Here is a 20,386-nt window from a genome sequence, read left to right as displayed (position 1 = left end):
TCATCATAGCTGACCTCATCAACAATCTCAGCACCAGCAACAACCTCATGCGAACCCTGAGCAAAATCAGCATTCGTCGAAATCTCCGGCTTCAGAACCTTCTTAGAATCCTCAGAGATTACCGTCTGATCCTCATCATTGATGTCCTTGTGCTCAGCAACCTCATTCGGCTTCTCAGCATCCGGAGTGTCCTCACCCTCAGCGTCAACCTCAGTAGAAGTCAACTCCTCAAAGGCAACCGCAGCCTCAACCGGCTCCGTCACATCACTATCAACAGTGATCTTCACATCAACCGTGCCAGCAGACTTCTCCGGAGTAAAGGTCGTCTCACCCTTACCCAAAACAGTCTCTTTATCGGCCTTGCTAATCAACTCAGCCTGCAGCGTGTATTCCTTACCAGGAACCAAGCCCTCATAGCTGACCTCATCAACAATCTCAGCACCAGCAACAACCTCATGCGAACCCTGAGCAAAATCAGCATTCGTCGAAATCTCCGGCTTTGCCGAAGTATCAGCAGGCTCTTCCGGCTTTTCCGAAGAAGTCGTGCTCGAAGGCTCAGTGCTGGTCGTAGTCTTCGAAGTGGACGTCTCCGAGTCCGACGGCTCCGAGGTTTCAGATTCCGAACTGCTCTCCGTCGATGGTTCAGAGCTCTTGGACTCCGAGGCGCTTGGCTTCGAGCTAGTCGTTGAAGTCTCCGACGAAGACGACTCCGAAGGCTGGTTGTCCTTCTTAGTGTTTACGGTCTGGTCTTCGTCGTTAATGTCCTTGTGCTCAGCAACCTTATTTGGCTTCTCAGCATCCGGAGTGCCCTCGCCCTCGGCGTCAACCTCAGTAGAGGTCAATTCCTCAAAGGCAACCGCAGCCTTAACCGGATTCTTGACGTCACTATCAACAGTGATTTCCACGTCAACGTTGCCAGCGGACTTCTTCGGAGTAAAGGTCTTTTCACCCTTACCAATTACAGATTCGTCTGCCTTATTAACCAATTCCGCATTCAGGGTGTATTGCTTCCCTGGGACCAAATCCTTGTACTTAACGGTATCGGTTACCTTAGCGCCGGACTCAACCGATTCACCCTTGGCAAGCTTCGCCTTGGTGGAAATCTCTGGGTTCCAGGTGGTATTTACAGTCTGCGCCTCGTCGCTCAGGTCCTTGTGCTCTGCGATGACATTCTTCTTGTCAGAGTCAGAGTTGGACTTTCCTTCCGCATCAACCTCAGTAGAGGTCAAGGTTTCAAAAGCAACTGCCGCGTCAATGGGCTTCTTAAGACCGCTGTCAACAGTGATCTCCACGTCCACGTCGCCGGAGGACTTTTCTGGAGTAAAGGTCTTCTTGCCCTTGCCGACGACCTGGTGGTCTCCAGCCTTATCCTTCAGCTCAGCCTCAAGGGTGTATTTCTTGTTCGGGACCAGGTCCTCATAGTGAACCGTATCCTTCACCTTGGCACCAGCAACAACCTGGTCAGCATCGTCGGCAAACTCTGCCTTGGTGCGAATCTTGGGCTGCAACTTCTTCTCGGATGCACTAGTAGTTGGAGTCGATTCGCTAGGCTCAGTGCTTGGCTGAGTAGTGGTTTGCTCCGTCGAAGGTTCCTCAGAGGAAGTGGTCTCCTCTGTCGAGGTCTCCTCATCGGAAGGCTGCTCTTCCGTGGAGTTCGGAGTGCTCTCTTCCTCCGTAGGCTCATCTTCCGTGGTTTCTTCCTCGGAAGGCTGCTCGGGAGTCGTGGATTCCTCCGGCTCGTCCCCCTCGGTATCAGGTAGACCAGGCTGATCCGGCGGCATCACAGGCTGGTCCCTGCGTGTTTTATCGACCCTACCTTTATCATCGTGAGGACGAACAATCGTGATATAAGCATCTTCAGGCTGTTCCGGAATCTGCACGGATGGATCTTTTTCGAATTTTGGCGGGTCATAGTCGTCTACAATTCGATACCCAGTCAGTTCCGTAAATTCCTCGTGGCTTCCCGTAAAGCTAGGGTATGTAGGCTGACCTGGATCAAGCGCACCGTAAGATGGGTCTCGGCCAGTAATAGTAGCGGCAGCTATAGCCCGTGATGTGTCCTTCTCAGCAATTAAAGCTGCTAAATACACGGAGTAGTTTGCAGCAGCCTTACTATCCTTCCGCTTCGCTGCATCCTTCAATTTCCGTGCAAGATTGATCACACCATCCCTGTATTCGGGTGAGATTTCAAGCCTTTCTGCGTTTTCCTTCGCATATACCCGATTTGTTTGCAGTGGGATTTGGGCGAATGGTTCGATACACCAGCCCCATCCCACGTTGTTGTTCGGGTTTCCTTTACCAGCACCCTCTGGCGGCGTTCCTGCCCAAACAAGTGGCCCCCAAGAAGTATCTACTCCTTTGGGCATAATCTTGTTTACATCTCCCAAACTTACATTTGGCTCAAAATCTGTAGGATTACTTTCCTCAGCATTTGCTTGATTCCAGGGAACAGTGACCATAGCAGCAATAACCGCAAATGCAGCAAAGATTGCGGTTAATACAGTCCACTTCCTTCGGGATAAATCGCGCACTCCGCTCATCTTCTCCCCTTTAAAAAAACATCTTCTTACAATTCGCATCTACACAACTCGAACTTCAGCTGTGTAGAACCTAAATGTGAAACTTGCACACACGATAGACGATCCCTGTTCACTAACCGCTACGATCGCCACCGTTTGTGCCTTTAGGAGAGTACCAGTCCATGCGTTCAAAGAGAAGTATTTCAAACTTATCCAAGTGATACGTCAACGAATTTACTATGCCAATTCCGGTTTACCGATAAACGGAAGCTGGCAATTAAAACCGTCATAAGTAAACCTTTGTTCGTAGGTGAACTTCACTCCAGAATACTATAGGTTAATAGATAACTTACAGCTTTTAGTAGATTTACCATTTCTATTGACGCTGTTACCAGCATTTTCTGAACTCAGTCTTGCACCCCACTAAATGTCGGTACACTTTTTAAACAGTCACAAACATTGGTTTTACGCAATACGAGCCTTCAATCACCTGAACTCCCAAAATGAAAGACCGCAAACAATGGCGACCACATGCTCGATTCAACTTACCTTCAGACATTATTCAGTTATGTATAACTCCCCTGTAGGCACTGATTAAGAAAATTATTTGCATTTAAGAAAATGCTTTCAAGAAGTATCAAACGTCACAGGAAAACGTGCATACTTCGCGCAGAATTGCACTGTAAATAGAAGTCGTGCAGTAATTGAAGCGTCCACTAAAATGGGGGATAAACCAAAGTTACAGTCTGCTTTTCTAAAGTTTGACAGGAAATGGACGCTACTTTGGCTTAAGCCACTTTAATGAGCTAAATCCCATCAAATGTCAGCTTTTATTAGCGTCAACCTCCAGTGCACCCCTCGCACCCACCGGCGTTGTATTATATTGCACTCCGGTTAAACTTAATAGCGAATGTCACACTTCAAGACGAATAATGCGGGTCTAATGCCACATATTGGACTAAAGCATTTTTTCCGTCAATAGCTTCTAAAACAAATTTTAATGAACGAATCAACAAGTTGAATTCCATATAGTTACTCGCCTTTTACGGTGCTAGTATTTTTATCGGTTTCAGACACTAACCCAGAAAGGATCGGAAATGTCTATTCCTTCTTTTATTGCTAGCGCCATCGCTGCTGTACTACCGCTAACTGGCAGCACCGGCCCAGTCGATGCCCAAGACCAGCTTGCTGAGCCAGAGGTAAACCAGACCGCTGACGCTGAACAGTCCACCAACCAGTCCGATGAACCCGGCGCTCATGCCGAAAAGGGCCGCATCACCGGTGACAAGGAAGATGTAATCAACGGAGACCAGGACTACTCTGCACCCATCCTGCAGAGCGGTAAGTTGGCTGTGCAGCGCGAACTCGCGCTCGCTACCGACGAGCTGGGCCACGAGTTCATGAACATCGACTTCAAGGACAGCCACAGCGCACACCTGACCTTCCCGGACACCTATAACCCGGATACTGACCAAGCAGCCGTGGACCGCGTGCTGGAAGCACTCAAGATCAATGGCTACGACAACCTGACAGCCGCTTACTAAAGCTGAACGGGCATAGCCTCGGGGAGTCACGAGGATCCAAAATAAGGGGCGAGGTACCTCACCAAGGTACCTCGCCCCTTCTCATTTTTATGAGCTCGCGGCTAGGCGGGGCTCATCCATGCAACTGTGTCCGTTACTGGTCTTCCATGACATCGTGGCGCACGATGGTTTGGTCGCGGCCAGGTCCGACACCGATATAAGAGATGCGGCAGCCGGACAGCTCTTCAAGGCGCAGCACATAATCCTGTGCCTTCTGCGGAAGCTCCTCGAAGGTGGCGCACTCGGATATGTCCTCGTCCCACGCCGGCATGGTTTCAAAAATCGGCTCGGCGTGGTGGAACTCAGACTGGGTAACCGGCATCTCGTCATAACGCTTGCCGTCGACGTCATAAGCCACGCAGATAGGGATTTCCCCAATACCGGTCAGCACATCGAGCTTGGTCAAGAAGTAATCCGTAAACCCGTTTACGCGCGTAGCGTAACGAGCAATCACGGAATCGTACCAACCGCAGCGGCGTGTGCGGCCGGTGTTCACGCCGACCTCGCCGCCGGTGGTCTGCAGGTACTCGCCCCACTTATCAAACAGCTCGGTAGGGAACGGTCCGGCGCCCACGCGGGTGGTATAGGCCTTGATAATGCCCAGCGAGGTCTTAATCCTCGTCGGCCCAATGCCAGAGCCAACCGATGCCCCACCCGCAGTCGGATTCGAGGAAGTCACAAACGGATAGGTACCGTGGTCGACGTCCAACATGGTGGCCTGGCCGCCCTCCATGAGCACGTTCTGACCATTGGCAAGCGCTTGGTTGAGCTCAAGCTCCGCGTCAATAACCATGGGGCGCAGGCGCTCGCGATAGCTCAGGAAGTACTCCACAATCTGCTCTGCCTCGATGGCCTTGCGATTGTACATCTTCACCAGCATCTGGTTCTTGATCTCCAGCGCGGACTCCACCTTCTGCCGCAGGATGGATTCGTCGAAGATATCTTGCACGCGAATACCAATGCGCGCGACCTTATCGGCGTAGGTCGGCCCAATGCCGCGGCCGGTGGTACCGATGGCGCGCTTGCCCAGGAAACGCTCCTGCACGCGATCGAGGGTCTGGTGATACGGCGCCACGAGGTGCGCATTCGCGGAAATCTTCAGGCGGGAGGCATTTGCCCCGCGCGCTTCCAGGCCATCAATCTCATCAAAGAGCGCCTCGAGGTTAATCACCACGCCATTGCCCAGCACGGGAATGGCGTTTTCAGAAAGAATACCGGCGGGCAGGAGCTTCAGCTCGTATTTTTCACCGCCGACCACGACGGTGTGCCCGGCGTTATTGCCGCCGTTCGGCTTGACTACGTAGTCAACTTTCCCGCCAAGGATATCGGTAGCCTTGCCCTTGCCTTCGTCGCCCCATTGGGCGCCGACAATGACGATCGCTGCCATCTTTTAAGTCACTTCCTCATTATTGAAGCCAAAATACGCATTTACCTTACACTTTTCTGGCCGCAATAGCCCACGTAGCATGATGTGCATGAGTTTTTTGTTCCTCCGCTGCGGCGCCCCCGGCGTTGATTTGCCCGCAGAGGCCTATGACCTTTCGGCCGTTCCTTCCCGCAAGGAGCTCTCGCTTATCGATGCCGCCGCCACCAACCTCCTCCCCCACGACCCCACGCCTTCGCTTGACGAGATCGCCGCGCAGCCCGATGTCCGCCACCTCGGCGCCCCTGCCGCCGCCCCGCAGGAGCCTTACCTGGAGGACCGCCTGCGCATCGTGGTTGCGGGCTCGGATTCGGCGCTGAACGCCGTCATCACCCGGCTCATGCGCGCCGATAACCTGTGGGCTGAGGTAGCGTTCATTCCCACGGGCGAGTCGGCCGCCGCCGCTAATTGGGGCCTGCCCGCCGCGCCGCAGGAGTCCCTCGAGGTCGCCCGCACCGCCCCGGTTCGCCCGGTGCCGCTCATCCGCAATGATTCCGGCCAGGCCGTCGCCGGCTCAGCAACCATCTCAGATTGGTCGAATGGCCCGCTTACCGGTGAAATCATCATCGATGATGACACCCTCGCCGCCTCCGGCCGCCGCACTTTCGGCGCGCGGCTGGTCCCCATGACCGATGCCCCGGGCATCCTGGCGGCCCGCGCAACCTCTCCAGTCGAGCCCGAAGGCCGCCTCCTGCGTTCCCTCCTGCGCAAGCCCGGTCGCCTCGACCCAGACTCCGTCCACACCGGCCGCGCGGTCCAGGCAGGCGGCCCCCAGCTGCGCGTGCTTGTCGATGCCATCCCCCACAAACGCCCCCTCACCCGCGTCACCTTCTACCGCCATCTGCGCGACCTCCAAGTCGTGCGCCCCTAGTCCACCCGTCACAGCTAACGCCGGTCCAGCCAGCTCACCCCGTCTCCGCTGACTCGGCCCTCGGTTGACTCAGCTCGCGCAACTCGGCAAGCGCCCCGCTCGGCGGATATCCGGGCGTGGTCCTGCTAATTCTGCCCTTTCGGCTTATCTTTGCGCTCCCACACCTCCGGCGGGAACGCCGGGTGCGTAGAGGTAGGAACCAGGTGCGCAACGGCGGACTCGCGCGAGAGCCCGCATACCATGAGCATGTCCACAACAATGGACCTCGTCTGCGCGAGAATCGTATACGCAGAAAGCGTCGCGTCTTCTTCGATAAGATCCATGCCTGCTTGACCACCCACGTAGCGCAGTCGCTGTACCAGCTCGGGTATCTCTATCGCCTCATCGTGGTCCCGCTTTTGCCTGCCGTAAAGCTCTCCCACCGCGAGGATAATTTCTGATAGTTCTTCCAAGAGCTCTAGCTGCTTTTCGGACACGCTATCACCGTCTTCAGTAAGCACGAGCGCGCGGCGCGATAAGACCCGCACCCCGCGCACCGCATTATCTACCGGCAACAGGATGCGCTCCAGGGACCGAATGCTCCTGCGCGAGGTCCACAAAAGCGGCGATACTTCCGATGCCTCCCTGCCCGACTGCGCCGCACTCAACAGCGTATTCACGTCATTTTGCGTGCCGCGCACCGCATCGCGGGCATCGCGAATAATCTCAGGATTGGTATCGCGGATGCCATGCGTGACGTCATTGAGAATGCTCGATGCAATCCGCAGCACCTTCGACACCTCGCGCCTTGCTTCCTTCAACGGCGAATTCGGGATCAGTGCAATCGTGATAAGCCCAATGCCGGAACCAATCATCGCGTCGATGGCCCGGTGCAAGCCACCCGGCCCCTCGGTCGGCGGAAAAATCGTGGCGATAAGGATGGAACCAAAAACAATCTGGTTGGACACCAGCGGCGATTTCGTAATAAAGGACCCCACCACCAGGCCGGCTCCCACGATGAACAGGATCTGGAACGGGCCCTGCCCCACCACTTGGAAGAGCAAATCGCCCACAGCCACGCCGACGATGCCGCCTAGCGACATCTCCAATGCCTTCTTCATCCTGTCCCCGCCCGAAAGCCCCAGGATGATAACCGCGGAAATAGGCGCGAAGAACGGCTGCGGATGCCCAAAGAGAGAGCTAGCCACCCAATACGCCAATGCGGCACCAACGGTGGCCTGGATTATATAAACGAAGCGCGAACGGATGCGTTGCAGACGCGATAATACTGAGCGGTCCACCACCCGCAGCATTTGCCTCGTTGAGACTCTTTGTTTCGCTTCCGACATGTCCTCCAGCATAGAAGACCGCTCTCTACCACCGCCCCCCGAATACCCGCATCCCGGCCCGCGCCAGGTTGTGGATAACGCGCTATATGCGCGCCTCAGCGACCCCAGCAGCGCGAGAATTCCACAGATTCGCCGTTTCGCCCTACTTATCCATTGCCGCATACCCATTCCGCTTTTACGGTCAGGAGCCGTGAACACAGAATTTTTGCAACTTTGCCGTCGCGGTGTGGACCTCGTCGCCGAGTTTCAGGGATGCTCCGAACAGCAGCTCATCGAGGCCGGCGCCAGCCAGCTCCTCGCCGCGCAACTCGCCCGCCTGCAACACACCTATTTCGGCCGCACCTCCAATAGCCGCAAGCAGCGCCTCGCCTGCGAGGCAGCTCGTTCACGCGGCCACGACCTCGCTGTGCTTGAAAGCATCGAGTCTTTCGCCCACCGCGTGAAAGACACCAACTGCAGTTGGGATCTCCGCCTGGAGCTCTGCCGCGCGGAAGCCCACCTGATCCCGGCGATCGCGAAAAAGCGCCTCAAGCAGCTCAACCCCGCCAAGCGGCCCTCCCACGGCGTCCGCTACACCCGACGCCCCAATGGCCCCCACACCATCTCCATCACCGCGGACCCCACGGATATCGCAGATATCAAGGGCGTTCTCGCTTCCGTGGATAAGGAAAACCCGCTTGCGGCGGCCAAGCAGGTCATCCTCGAGGGCAATCCCGGCGCGCTCCCCGCGGTCCATACCAATGTGATCATTACCCTCGACCAACTAGATCACATCACTGCTGGCCAGGGCGATGACATCATGCTTCAGCTTTCCAACGGCGCGCGCATGTCCGGCGCCCAGCTCGTTGCCCGCACCCTCGCCCAACGTGGTTACGTCAGCTTGGTTCACCCCGAGCACGGCGCGGTAAACCTGTATCGCACCGAACGCATGGCCAGCTGGAAGCAGCGCATGCTAGCCCGCGCGGAACATCCTATTTGCGCTTGGCCCGGCTGCTCCACGCCTGCCGATGACGCCCAAGTCCACCACCTCACCGCCTGGGCCGCCGGCGGCCCCACGAACCAAGAAAACCTCGTAACGCTCTGTGCCCATCACAATGCGGTGAACCAAGATGATGATTCCCGACCCACCGCACGCGGGCGCATGGTTCGCATCAAGGGCCGCATCGCTTGGATCCCGCCGTGGAGCGGTAACCCGCGGTTCATCCCCTCACCCGCCCATTCACCACGACCAACAAGGAGTTACGCCTAATCCTCACCCCACCCAGTCCGTCTGGTCCGTCTAATCCACTCGGGTCGCTGGGCCTGCCGTTCCCGCCTGGCCTTGCCAGCCTATATTTCTGTCCAATCTCGCTGGCAAAGCTGGTCGGGCCGGCATAGCTTGTCTGGCTGATCTGGCATACGTGCCTGCTCTGTCTCATACCCGGCAAGGCCCCGCCGCATCCTCGCACCCCACAGATGGGCCCAGCAATAGGTCCAGAGATCGGACCAGAAATAGGAAGAGCCGCCTCCCACACAGGGGGAAACGGCTACTTCGTCGTGCCTACTGCACGGTCGCGCCTTAGGCTTCAGCTCAACATGGAGCTAGTTTCGACTCGTCCTACTTGGCCGTGGTCTTACCCACGGAGTGGAGGTCCTGGCATGCCTCGATGACGCGCTCGGACATACCCTGCTCTGCCTTCTTCAGGTAAGAGCGTGGGTCGTAGACCTTCTTGTTGCCTACCTCGCCGTCAATTTTGAACACGCCGTCGTAGTTTTCCATCATGTGGCGAGCCACTGGGTTGGTAAACGCGTACTGGGTATCGGTGTCCACGTTCATCTTGATGACGCCGTAGCGCAGCGCCTCTTCGATCTTTTCCTTCTCGGAACCGGAACCGCCGTGGAAGACGAAGTCAAAGGCGTGCTCGCCCTCGCTCAGGCCGAGCTTCTTCTGCGCAACCTTCTGGCCCTCTAGCAGAACCTCGGGGCGCAACTTCACGTTGCCGGGCTTGTAGACGCCGTGCACGTTGCCGAAGGTTGCGGCCAACAGGTAGCGACCCTTCTCGCCGGTGCCCAGGGCATCGATGGTCTTTTCAAAGTCTTCCGGAGTCGTGTACAGGTTATCGCCGGCCTTGGCCTCGACACCGTCTTCTTCACCGCCGACAACACCAATCTCTGCCTCGAGAATGATGTGTGCCTTCTTCGCCTTTTCCAGAAGCTCCTGGGCGATGACCAAGTTTTCATCGATCGGAATAGCAGAGCCATCCCACATGTGGGACTGGAAAAGCGGGTTCTCGCCGCGGTCGACGCGCTCCTGGGAGATGGCCATCAGCGGACGAACGTAATCGTCCAGAACTTCCTTCTGGCAGTGGTCAGTGTGCAGGGCGATATTGACGCCGTAGTGCTTCGCTGCCTCGTGCGCGAAAGCGGCTAGGGCCTGAGCACCTTTAACCTTGTTCTTGACCGCGAGGCCAGAGCCGAACTCTGCGCCACCGGTGGAGAATTGGATGATGCCGTCAGACTCTGCCTCGGCAAAGCCCTTCAGTGCTGCGTTGATCGTTTCAGACGAGGTGCAGTTGATGGCTGGAAATGCGAAGCCGTTCTGCTTCGCGGTGTCCAGCATCTGGTTATACGCCTCGGGGGTTGCAATTGGCATGAAATTCCATCCTTAAGTGGGATTGCGGTCAAACACGTTCCAACACCCAATTATGCCCACATTTCCGGAATCCCGCCGCAAAATTGGTGTGACATTTCCTGTGTTTACTACCCAACTCTCAAAAATGACGCGCCCCCACACGACAAGCCCCGCGCAAGGTGTTTAACAGCACGGTTAAACGCGGTTAATCGCGACCCGATGTTTTATGCAGGTCACGAGCCACCCGGGCGCACGCCTCCAGAAGCATCCAACCAGACAGCTGCACGGATAGGTCGCGCTCATCCACGCGAATGATGCCCATCTTCTCGCTCACGGTTGTGTGCCCGAAGCCGTAGTTGTGCGGTAGGCGGGCATCGGCAGTCCAGTCAGAGCCAAAAATTGGCAAGCCATCGACCTCGAGCCGGTGCTCCCACACGGATTCGGCAGACGCCACAACCATCCGGGTCGCCAGCTTCTTGGTGGCCCGGTTCGCGGGCGAGTCCCCGGGCAACCGCACGGCAACATCGGCAAGATAACGCATCAGAATGCCCTTAAACAGGCCGCCATCACCATCACCGGTCTCCCAATCCACGACGCCGGAGGGAGTCGCCATCCCGGAAGCAATAGCCTGCACTAGGCCCCGAATCTTAATGATGTAGCTCATCATCTCGGATGCCAGTTCGGCCTCGTAGACGCTATCGATCTGCTCCAGCTTGCCGATGCTCGACTCCTCCCGCATCGCCAACACAATCTCCAGGCATGCCCCGAGCATCACGCCTTGGCAGTACGGGTGGACTTGTTTGACAATTTCGGGGCCGTCCATGCGCATGCGCACGCCGTCCATAATGAAGCCATCTTCATTGACCAAGTTGTCGTAGACCCAGTCAACGATGCGGCGGGCCGCGGTAATATCTCCCATCCGCGCGAGCATGATGGCACCGGGCCCATTGGCCGGCACGTTCATGAAATTCTCGCCATCGCGCCACGGCAATATGCCCAGCGAGTCATCGAGTCCCTCGACAATATTGCGCTGCAAAGACGCCAACGCCTTGGGCTGCTTCATCTTCTTTACCTCGCCCACGCGCCCGAAAGCGAGTGCGAGCCAGGCTTTGTCGTCGAAGTACTTATTCTTGGTCAGCTGCGCAAGATTCCGCACGCGAATCCCGCGCATGGTGTCAAGGATGCGCTGGCGGCGGCCCTTAGTATTCTTCCGCTCCGCAGCATCGACGAGGCAGTCAAGGTAGTGCGCCTGCCACCAGTAGTGCCAGTGCACGAGGAGCTTTTCTTTCGTGGTGGGCGGCCAGCTGACGATGGCGAGGTTGGTTCGCGGCAGGCCCCATACGGAATGCGCATGGCGCTCATCAATGGCGGTTTCCGCGAGTTCGGCGCGGTGGGCCCACTTTTCTTCCACGATTTCTTTATCACTCCAGTAGCAAGGTTTATTACAGTTAGTGTAACGATCTCTTACCAGGAATTGTTCAGATCGGCGTGCTGCCGGATCCAGGCATGCATGGCGATGCCCGCGGCCACGCCCGCGTTGATGGACCGCGTAGAGCCAAATTGCGCGATGGAGCAGGTCATCAGGGCGGCATCTTGCGCGGCGGCGCTGACGCCGGGGCCTTCTTGCCCGAATAGCAGCAGGCTGCGTTCCGGCAGTTCGGCGGTTTCGAGGGGCACGCAACCGGGGGTGTTATCAATGGCCACGACCGTCAGGTCTTGCTCGGCTGCCCAGGCAATGAGCTTATCGACGCTCTCATGATGCCGCAGATGCTGATACCTATCTGTCACCATGGCACCGCGGCGGTTCCACCGGCGCCGCCCCACAATGTGGACGGTATCGACGGCAAAGGCGTTGGCGGTGCGCACGACGGTGCCGATATTGGCGTCATTTTCAAAGTTCTCGATGGCGATATGCAGGCTGTGCCGCCGCTTATCGATATCCCCCTTAATCGCCTCCCTCCGCCAATACCGATACGCGTCGACGACATTGCGCCGGTCGCCCTCGCGCAGCAGCTCCGGATCGTATTTGTCCGCCTCCGTGCCTTCCGGCCAGGGACCTTCCCAGGGCCCCACGCCGTGGCGGCCCTCGTTCCATTCGGTGGGACCCTTCGCCTCCTCGGGCTGCTCCTGCTGCTCTGGTTGCGCAGAACTCTCGGCCTGCCCGGCGGGCGCCTCCTGGCTTTCCTGGTCCATCTCGTTACGCGAGTCCAAGGTCACCCAAGCCAAGCAAAGAACGGTACTCAAGGCCCTCGGCCGAGATGACGTCCTCGGCGCCGGTAGCGCGGTCAACGACGGTAGCTACACCGACCACCTCTGCTCCAGCCTCGCGCAATGCGGCGACTGCCGTGAGCGGCGAGTTGCCGGTCGTGGTGGTGTCCTCGACCACCAGCACCTTCTTTCCGGTCACATCCGCGCCCTCGATGCGGCGCTGCATGCCGTGCTTTTTAGCTTCCTTGCGTACGACGAAGGCGTCGATATCGCGGCCCTCGGCATGCATGATGGAGGTCGCTACCGGATCCGCGCCAAGGGTTAGTCCTCCCACGGCCGCGAAATCCCAATCGGCGGTGAGCTCGCGGAGCAAGGACCCGATGAGGCGGGAGGCTTCGTGGTGCAAGGTCGCACGCCGCAAATCGACGTAGTAATCGGCCTCTTTGCCCGAGGACAGAGTAACCTTGCCATGCACCACGGCAAGCTCCTTGACCAGTTCCGCGAGACGCTTCTTCTTGTCTTCTTGCAGGTGCACTTCAGTCATCGCATTGCTCCTTTTTCTAGAGTTTCTTTAGAGTTTTCAGCATATGAGGAAAGTCCTGGCTATGTGGGCCAACGCAACATTCTAGGCTACTCTCCCTGCTGCGACCCGGAATCGTCATAGCGGTCTGTATCCTCTTTCTCCCGTGCAGCGGCCGTGCCACTGGCGTCTTGGGAGCTGCCTCGAGAAGAATTTCTGGTTGAGCCGGTGGACGAGTCTTTGGCCGCGTCACCGAGGTCGTCACCAAAAGCATCATCGGAAGCGTCGTCGAAGATGGAAGCCTCCCCGAATTGCTGGCGCGGCAGGCGGGCGGTGCCCGAGTCGGGGGTGGGGCGTTCATTGCCATCGGCAATGGCATCGACCTCGTCCGCCCCAAGCGCAGTGTGCTCAACTGGGCCGCGGGTCTCAGAATACGTGCGCGAGGGCATATCCAACGGTTCCTCCGGCCGTTGAATGACCGGCCGGGAAAACTCCGGCTGTCCCGCCGCCGCTGTTCCACCCACCGCGTCGACCACAGGCGCGGCGGGAATCTCCCTGGCCGGGTCCAAGTCCTCAAGGTGGATGGTATGCACGGAGGAGGAACGGGGCGGAAGGACGCGGGAAGCATCGGCAAGTAAAGCCAGGGGCGGCAGCATTGCCTCCCAATCCGCGGTGCGCGAGTGCTTGGTGGTTTGTGCCAAAACCCATTCGGTTTCCAGCCACAGCGCCGAGACCACCTCCGGCATGCGCTGCAGCGCGATGCGCACGCGCTCGTCCACCATCCGCTCCGTCACGCCGCGATCGGAGGAATATACATCGAAACCCTCGATGCGCATGGCCAATAGCAGGTCCTCGGACATCTCGGCCTCTTGACTTTCGAAGCGCTGAAAATCAACGACCACATCCGATGCCGCCCCCGTCCGCATCGCCATCACATTCACGCCGTCGATATCCATCAGCAACATTTCGTGGCCATACACGTTGCCGGCAACGATGTCTTTCGGCGCGGCGCCGGAGGAGGCCACTCCCCTTGTCCATTCATCGACAAGGTACTGGTCCGACTTCATGTACTCAAAACCCCGGGTCTCCGCCCAGTTCTTGCGCTCCCGACGAATGGTGCCAGGGATAAGCGGCCGCGGCCGCCCTACCGGCTTAGGCTTTGCGTGACCTTCCGGTGGCTCTTCAGTCCCCTCTTGGCCTGCCTCTTCGAGGGAGTTATCCGCACCCGATTCCGTTTCTGCGTCTGAGTCCGCATCCTGGTTAATGTCAGAATCTGCGCCAGCTTCCGACGTCTTTTCTGTGTTGCCTGCAGTGTTGGCACGGACAGCACTGCCAGTTCTGCCGACATTGTCGGAGCTGTTGACGCTGTCAGAACCGGATGCGGGTGCTGCTGCATTGGTGTCGGAGGTAGAGGCAGCAGTGGTTGCGGTGGAGGCGTCGCCTTTTACAACGCCATTATCTGAAACAGCCTCGGAGTCGTTAGCGCTGGCTTCGTCGCTGGCATTGGCGTCACTGGCGCTATCCTCACTCGCCCTGTCGTCACCGCTGCGGTCCGAATCGCCTACCGTGCGATGGTGGCGGCCTGAAGAGCGAATGGAATCAGGATCGGATTCAACATCGGGGGACGGCGAGTACTTCGCCTCGAAACCGGGGTGGGCCTCAGTACTGCCTTCGCTCTCAGGATCTGTAACGGCCTCAGAGCCTGCGGCGTCTTCCGCATCCTCTTCAGTTTCCTCTTTAGTTTCGGGGCGTGCGTGGGAAGGCGCATCCTGGTCTTCCCAGGTGTCCCAGTCTTTCCGGTCGTGCTGGGATGCAGTATCACGCTGGGCATCGGCTGCGCGCTGCGTGCGGTCGTAGTACAGCAAGAAGCCACCGGCGATGCCGAGCACGAGTGCGAAAATCAGGAGTAAAGAAGCCATCATCTCCCGATAATAATAGGTACCGGCACCCCACGGTGCCGGTACCAGTCGGAGTCGGAGTGATTAATTGGAATTAATCGTCAACCGAAGTCCTATCCCCGCGTTCCACTGGGTTGGTCGGGTCTGCAGACCACTGCGACCAGCCGCCGATGTAGTGGCGCAGGCCGGTAAATCCTGCGTCCTCCATCGCCGCGAGTGCCAGTGCGGAGTGGTTGCCCGAACCGGAATAGATGATTGCGTCCTTGGTGTTTTCCTGGGTCAATCCGGCTGCGGCCAGCACCTCACGGATTTCATCCGGGGTCTTCAACGTGCGCACCCCATCGTTGTGGAAAAGGCGCTCGGGAACATTGACCGCACCGGGGATGTGGCCCGCCTTCAAATCTAGGTTCTCGCGGCGGCCGGCGAAGCGGTTACTCGAGCGGGTATCGATGAGCACGCCATCGTGCTCGCGGACGTCTTCAATCGTGGCGGTAGGCAGCTGGCCGGGAGTGACCTCGAATTTCGAGCCGACCGCGATATTGCCCGGACCCGTGAGGGTTTGGTAACCGTTCGCGAGCCAGTTTTCCAGGCCGCCATCGAGGATGCGCACATCAGTTAGGCCGGCCCAGCGCAGCGTCCACCACGCGCGGCCGGCAAAAAGCCCGCGGCCCTCGTCATAGACCACCACGGGGCGGTCTTCCTGCAGGCCCCAAGAACGGATCCAGGCTTGCAGCTTGTCTTCGTCCGGAAGCGGGTTGCGGCCATTGCGCGAGCCCGGAAGGCCGACGAAGGCCGCACCGGTATCGCCGAAAAGCGCGGTGGGGATGTGCTGCGACGCAAAGTCGATGAAGCTCTGGCCCGTCTTGGGGTGCCAGTGGGTGCCGAGAAGAGTGAAACGATCGCCGTGGTAGATGGATTCTTTGAGTTCCTGCGGGGAAACTAAAATGCTCATGCCTTCCAGTCTAAAGGCATGAGCATTATTTTTCGCCCGGTAATTTAGCGAGCGGAAATGTCCAGCTCCGCGCCGCCATCGGCGACGTCGACGTGGACGGTATCGCCATCGGCAATATCACCGGCCAAAAGCTTCTTCGCCAGCTTGTCACCGATAGCCTGCTGGATGGTCCGGCGCAATGGGCGGGCACCGTAAGCGGGGTCATAGCCGCGGTCGGCCAACCAGGACTTCGCGGAATCAGATACCTGCAGCGTCAGGCGACGAGCCGCCAGGCGCTCGGAGAGATCGCGCAGCTGAATGTCCACGATGCCGCGCAGCAGCTCCTCCGACAACGGCTCGAACATAACCACATCATCAAGACGGTTGATGAACTCGGGCTTGAAGGCGTGCTTTACGGCCTCCATGGTCTCGTCCTTCGTACCACCGGCGCCCAGGTTGGACGTCAGAATGATGACGGTATTGCGGAAGTCGACGGTGCGACCCTGGCCATCAGTAAGCCGCCCCTCATCCAGGACCTGGAGGAGGACATCGAAGACGTCGGGGTGGGCCTTTTCCACTTCGTCGAAAAGCACGAGCGTATAAGGCCGACGCCGCACGGCCTCAGTGAGCTGGCCGCCGGCTTCGTGGCCGACGTATCCCGGAGGGGCACCGACGAGCCGGGAGACGGAGTGCTTCTCGCCGTACTCGGACATATCGATGCGCACCATGGCAGATTCATCGTCGAAGAGGAAGTCCGCCAGCGCCTTAGCCAGCTCCGTCTTACCCACGCCGGTAGGGCCGAGGAAGAGGAAGGAGCCGGTCGGGCGGTTGGGGTCAGCCACGCCCGCGCGGGAGCGGCGCACGGCATCAGAAACGGCGGTCACGGCCTCGCGCTGGCCGACGACCCTCTTGCCCAACACCGATTCCATGTTCAGCAGTTTCTCGGTCTCGCCCTGCAACATCTTGCCGGCGGGAATGCCGGTCCACGCGGAGACGACCTCCGCGATGGTATCCGGGCTGACCTCCTCATCTAGCATGGTATTGCGCTGGGCGGCGGCCTTTTCTTCGGCTGCGGCCAGGTCCTTTTCCAGCGGCGGAATCTTGCCGTAGTTGATCTCGGAGGCTAGGGCGAGGTCGCCATCGCGCTCGGCAATTTCTGCTTGGCGGCGGAGATCGTCGAGTTCTTCCTTGATATCCTGCACGTCATCGATGGCCTTCTTCTCGTTGGCCCAGCGCGCCTTGAGCTCGCCGAGCTTTTCGCGCTGGTCCGCGAGCTCGCCCTGCAGGGCGGCCAGGCGGTCCTTGGAGGCGGCGTCGGATTCCTTCTTCAGCGCGAGCTCCTCGATCTCCATGCGGCGAACGATGCGCTCGAGCTCATCGATTTCCTGCGGCGAGGAGTCGATTTCCATGCGCAGGCGGGAGCCGGCTTCATCGACTAGGTCGATGGCCTTATCCGGCAGGAAGCGGTTGGTGATGTAGCGGTTCGATAGCTCCGCTGCCGAAACCAAGGCGGAGTCCATGATGCGCACACCGTGGTGCACCTCGTAGCGCTCCTTAAGCCCGCGCAGGATACCGATGGTGTCTTCCACGGACGGCTCTGCGGCGTAGACCTGCTGGAAACGACGCTCGAGGGCGGCGTCCTTTTCGATGTACTTGCGGTACTCATCCAGCGTGGTTGCGCCAACAAGGCGCAGCTCGCCGCGGGCCAGCATGGGCTTAATCATGTTGCCCGCATCCATGGAGCCTTCGCCGGTAGCGCCGGCGCCGACGATGGTGTGCAGCTCATCGATGAAGGTGATAATTTCGCCCTCAGACTGCTTAATTTCATCCAGAACCGCCTTGAGGCGCTCCTCGAACTCGCCGCGGAACTTGGCGCCGGCGACCATGGAGCCAAGATCCAGGCTGATAAGCGTCTTGCCCTTCAGGGACTCGGGGACGTCGCCAGCCACGATGCGGCGGGCCAGGCCCTCAACAATCGCAGTCTTGCCGACGCCCGGCTCACCAATCAGCACCGGATTATTCTTCGTCCTGCGCGAAAGCACCTGGACGACGCGCCGGATTTCCTGATCGCGCCCGATAACCGGGTCGATCTTTCCCTCGCGCGCTCGCGCGGTGAGGTCGGTGGCGTACTTTTCCAGCGCCTGGAATTGGTCCTCCGGGTTCTCCGAGGTCACCTTGGCGGCCCCGCGCACGGACGGGAAGGCGCCCTTGATAGCGTCGTAGGTTGCGCCGCGTCCGGTCAGCAACTCGGCGGCGTCGGTCTTCGAACCGGCGATGGCGGCGAGGAGGACTTCGGTGGACACGAACTCATCGCCAAGCTCGCCCGCCAATTCCTGTGACTTGGTCAGTACATTCAGGCCATCCCGGTTAAATTGCGGGTTGGACATATTGGCGCCCTCGGCGCTGGGATAAGAGTTAACCAGCTCGCGCGCTTCCTTCAGCACGGTATCCGGGTCCACACCGGTGGCCTTAAGCACCGGCGCGGCAATGCCGCCTTCCTGCCCAAGGATGGCCGCCAGCAAGTGCGCCGGGCGGATATCCGGGTTGCCATTCGCGGAAGCGGTCTGCAGGGCTTCCTGCAGCGCCTCTTGTGTTTTGGTGGTGGGGTTAAAAGAACTCATCTGTACGTTTCTCCTTCTAAGATTTATTCATCCATTTTAAGGATTCACTTGGTATAACGCACATAAAGTTGAGCCTATTCCACTCAACCCAACTTTTTTGAGTCCCCCCGGCTCAACTTCGCGCTTTACCCCGCAGATACCTCCTGCTACCTCCTGCGCCCCTACCGCACTGCCACAACAGCCCTATCGAAGATCGGGCACCCCAGGAGTGAGCGTCCCACGCTAATGAGGACTGGACCCCTCCATGACGCGAAAGACTAGGCCACGAAACGGGGCGCCCAGCGCTAATGAGGGCAGGGGGTAGACGGGCATCGGCAAGCAAGCGAATTGGCGGCACGCCAAAGCCGGGCCGCCACAGCAGAAGTGTGGGAGCCCGGCTTGCACAGAGTGAATTTGTGAAGGCTAGGTTTCTTGTTTCTGGCCCACGTGGCCAATGCCCTCTTTGAAAATCGTGCCGCGCGGCGGAAGCAAGCCCATGAATTTGAACGTCAAGTACACGCCGATGGAAATGGCCAGCGAGACGGCACCGAACGCGCCGGTAAACCCGTACATCACGGCCATCGGCGCGATGATGGTCCACGAAATCTCGAACGGGCCGAAGCCGATGTAGGCCATGCCGTATTCGGAAAGCGTGCCGGACTTCAGCTTCGGGTCGACGATCTTGAGTACGGCGATGCCGGTGGCCACGGTGGCCGTCGCCCAGCCCCAGCCGAAGATGCCGCGCTCGATCCAGCGCTCGCCAAAGAACTCGGCGGGGAACCACATCAGGAAGAAGGTACAGAAGATCGTGCCCAAGATGAACAGGACGAGCAGCGCCTGCCAGTAGGAGGCGATAGCGGCAGGAACAATGGCGGCCACGCCGAAGGCGATGAGGTAGTCAGTAGCGGCACCAGAGATGGAGGATACGGAATCCTTATCCAGGTAGTCCTCGGCGCCGACGAAGTTCATGATGGCGCGGAAGAGGAGACCGATAACCATGGACATCGCAAAGAGCGGGATGGAAACGTTTTCCCAAATGCTGGAAATACCCTGATTGACGCCATAAGCCGTCATGACCGTGAGAATGATGAAGCCGAAGTGCAGCGCGAGCGGCTCGATGGAAGAAGGGTTGGTGGTCGCGCGGCCGAGAGAGGGGCGATCATCGAGGTTCTTGATGTAGCCGCGGCGTATCTCCTCCGGCAGCTCCTTGGGAACGTAGGACACCTTGCCCTTGCGGATGCCCCAGTTACCAGCGATGACACCGCCGATAATTGCGGCCAGCGTGCCGACGGTCGCGGAGGTAAAGCCCAGAGACGCTGCCGCCTCGGCGCCAACGCCCTCCAGCGCGCCACCCACAGCGGCGGCCGTGCCGAAGCCACCGGTAAAGCCAACCGGCAGCATCATGCCGAACCAGTTGGGGGTATCAAAGACTGGGGCGAAGAAGAGCAGGCCGAGCACGATGAAAAGGCCCCACTGGCCGGTAAACATCATGGTGGAATAGCCCCACATATTGCGCGCGCCCTTGCCCATGTTGCCGCCAACCTCCATGGAATACGCCATCGAGGCAAAGACCACGGCGATGAGGATGGAGGTGTAATCGCCGAGGTTATCGGAGAAGTTGATCCAACCCAGCACGTTGGGCCCGACCAGCAGACCAAGCAGGCCGGCGGTGATGGGGGCAGGCAGCAATAAGTCCTGGAAGATGAACTTCACTTGGTGGCGCAAAATATTGCCGATGACCATGAGTAAGGAAATCCAACCCACGTCCAGCATGAGCGTATAAGCGGAAAAATCTTCCATGGGAATCCTTTCTAGCTGTGCAGTTATGGCAGGCTGCTCACGAGTAGCGAGCGCGCAGACAAAAAGTACATTACCTATCATGTAGTGAGCCACA

The 20,386-nt window shown here is 58.6% G+C and carries 14 protein-coding genes; 3 read left to right on the top strand and 11 right to left on the bottom strand.

Annotated features, from left to right (window positions below; genetic code table 11):
- Window positions 1-1,880 (bottom strand): VaFE repeat-containing surface-anchored protein (locus ABRP87_RS06495; protein ID WP_349868112.1); only part of this gene is annotated, 1,880 nt, incomplete at its 3' end.
- A 1,736-nt stretch (window positions 1,881-3,616) separates the two neighbouring features.
- Here ABRP87_RS06495 and ABRP87_RS06490 point away from each other — a divergent pair.
- A complete protein-coding gene (locus ABRP87_RS06490; RefSeq protein ID WP_349868111.1) occupies window positions 3,617-4,063 on the top strand; it encodes a hypothetical protein in 447 nt (148 codons plus the stop codon).
- Between the two features lie 133 nt (window positions 4,064-4,196).
- Here ABRP87_RS06490 and ABRP87_RS06485 read toward each other — a convergent pair whose 3' ends face one another.
- Entirely contained in the window at window positions 4,197-5,489 is a 1,293-nt protein-coding gene (locus tag ABRP87_RS06485; protein WP_349868110.1) for an adenylosuccinate synthase, read from the bottom strand.
- Between the two features lie 88 nt (window positions 5,490-5,577).
- Between ABRP87_RS06485 and ABRP87_RS06480 the strand changes: the two genes are divergently transcribed.
- Window positions 5,578-6,396 carry a hypothetical protein gene (locus ABRP87_RS06480; RefSeq protein WP_349868109.1) on the top strand — a complete coding sequence of 273 codons (819 nt, stop codon included), beginning with the start codon at window positions 5,578-5,580 and terminating at the stop codon, window positions 6,394-6,396.
- 125 nt (window positions 6,397-6,521) lie between these two features.
- On the opposite strand, the gene ABRP87_RS06475 is transcribed toward ABRP87_RS06480, so the two are convergent.
- Window positions 6,522-7,736 carry an FUSC family protein gene (locus tag ABRP87_RS06475; protein ID WP_349868108.1) on the bottom strand — a complete coding sequence of 405 codons (1,215 nt, stop codon included), beginning with the start codon at window positions 7,734-7,736 and terminating at the stop codon, window positions 6,522-6,524.
- Window positions 7,737-7,914: 178 nt separating this feature from the next.
- Here ABRP87_RS06475 and ABRP87_RS06470 point away from each other — a divergent pair, with 178 nt between their 5' ends.
- Complete coding sequence (locus ABRP87_RS06470) at window positions 7,915-8,973, top strand: HNH endonuclease signature motif containing protein (RefSeq protein ID WP_349868107.1); 1,059 nt, start codon at window positions 7,915-7,917, stop codon at window positions 8,971-8,973.
- A gap of 348 nt (window positions 8,974-9,321) precedes the next feature.
- Here ABRP87_RS06470 and fbaA read toward each other — a convergent pair whose 3' ends face one another.
- The 8 genes from fbaA to ABRP87_RS06430 form a co-directional block, all read right to left on the bottom strand.
- Window positions 9,322-10,356: a class II fructose-bisphosphate aldolase gene (gene fbaA / locus ABRP87_RS06465; RefSeq protein ID WP_023024081.1), complete on the bottom strand. Its 1,035-nt coding sequence runs from the start codon at window positions 10,354-10,356 to the stop codon at window positions 9,322-9,324.
- Between the two features lie 184 nt (window positions 10,357-10,540).
- Window positions 10,541-11,746 carry a glycoside hydrolase family 76 protein gene (locus ABRP87_RS06460; RefSeq protein WP_349868106.1) on the bottom strand — a complete coding sequence of 402 codons (1,206 nt, stop codon included), beginning with the start codon at window positions 11,744-11,746 and terminating at the stop codon, window positions 10,541-10,543.
- Window positions 11,747-11,799: 53 nt separating this feature from the next.
- Entirely contained in the window at window positions 11,800-12,528 is a 729-nt protein-coding gene (locus ABRP87_RS06455; RefSeq protein WP_349868114.1) for a TrmH family RNA methyltransferase, read from the bottom strand.
- A gap of 4 nt (window positions 12,529-12,532) precedes the next feature.
- On the bottom strand, window positions 12,533-13,087 hold the full coding sequence (gene pyrE / locus ABRP87_RS06450; protein ID WP_239269997.1) for an orotate phosphoribosyltransferase: 555 nt from the start codon (window positions 13,085-13,087) through the stop codon (window positions 12,533-12,535).
- Window positions 13,088-13,173: 86 nt separating this feature from the next.
- On the bottom strand, window positions 13,174-14,985 hold the full coding sequence (locus tag ABRP87_RS06445; RefSeq protein ID WP_349868105.1) for a TtfA family protein: 1,812 nt from the start codon (window positions 14,983-14,985) through the stop codon (window positions 13,174-13,176).
- A gap of 70 nt (window positions 14,986-15,055) precedes the next feature.
- Complete coding sequence (locus tag ABRP87_RS06440) at window positions 15,056-15,913, bottom strand: sulfurtransferase (RefSeq protein ID WP_349868104.1); 858 nt, start codon at window positions 15,911-15,913, stop codon at window positions 15,056-15,058.
- A 44-nt stretch (window positions 15,914-15,957) separates the two neighbouring features.
- Entirely contained in the window at window positions 15,958-18,513 is a 2,556-nt protein-coding gene (clpB, locus tag ABRP87_RS06435) for an ATP-dependent chaperone ClpB (protein ID WP_349868103.1), read from the bottom strand.
- A 402-nt stretch (window positions 18,514-18,915) separates the two neighbouring features.
- Window positions 18,916-20,292 carry a sodium/glutamate symporter gene (locus ABRP87_RS06430; RefSeq protein WP_349868102.1) on the bottom strand — a complete coding sequence of 459 codons (1,377 nt, stop codon included), beginning with the start codon at window positions 20,290-20,292 and terminating at the stop codon, window positions 18,916-18,918.
- Window positions 20,293-20,386 lie beyond the last annotated feature (94 nt).

This window comes from Corynebacterium sp. KPL2830 (assembly GCF_040225635.1).
In the GTDB taxonomy this organism is placed as follows: Bacteria; Actinomycetota; Actinomycetes; order Mycobacteriales; family Mycobacteriaceae; genus Corynebacterium.
Note: the sequence above shows the minus strand (reverse complement) of the source record. Positions and strands in the feature narration are given on the sequence as shown.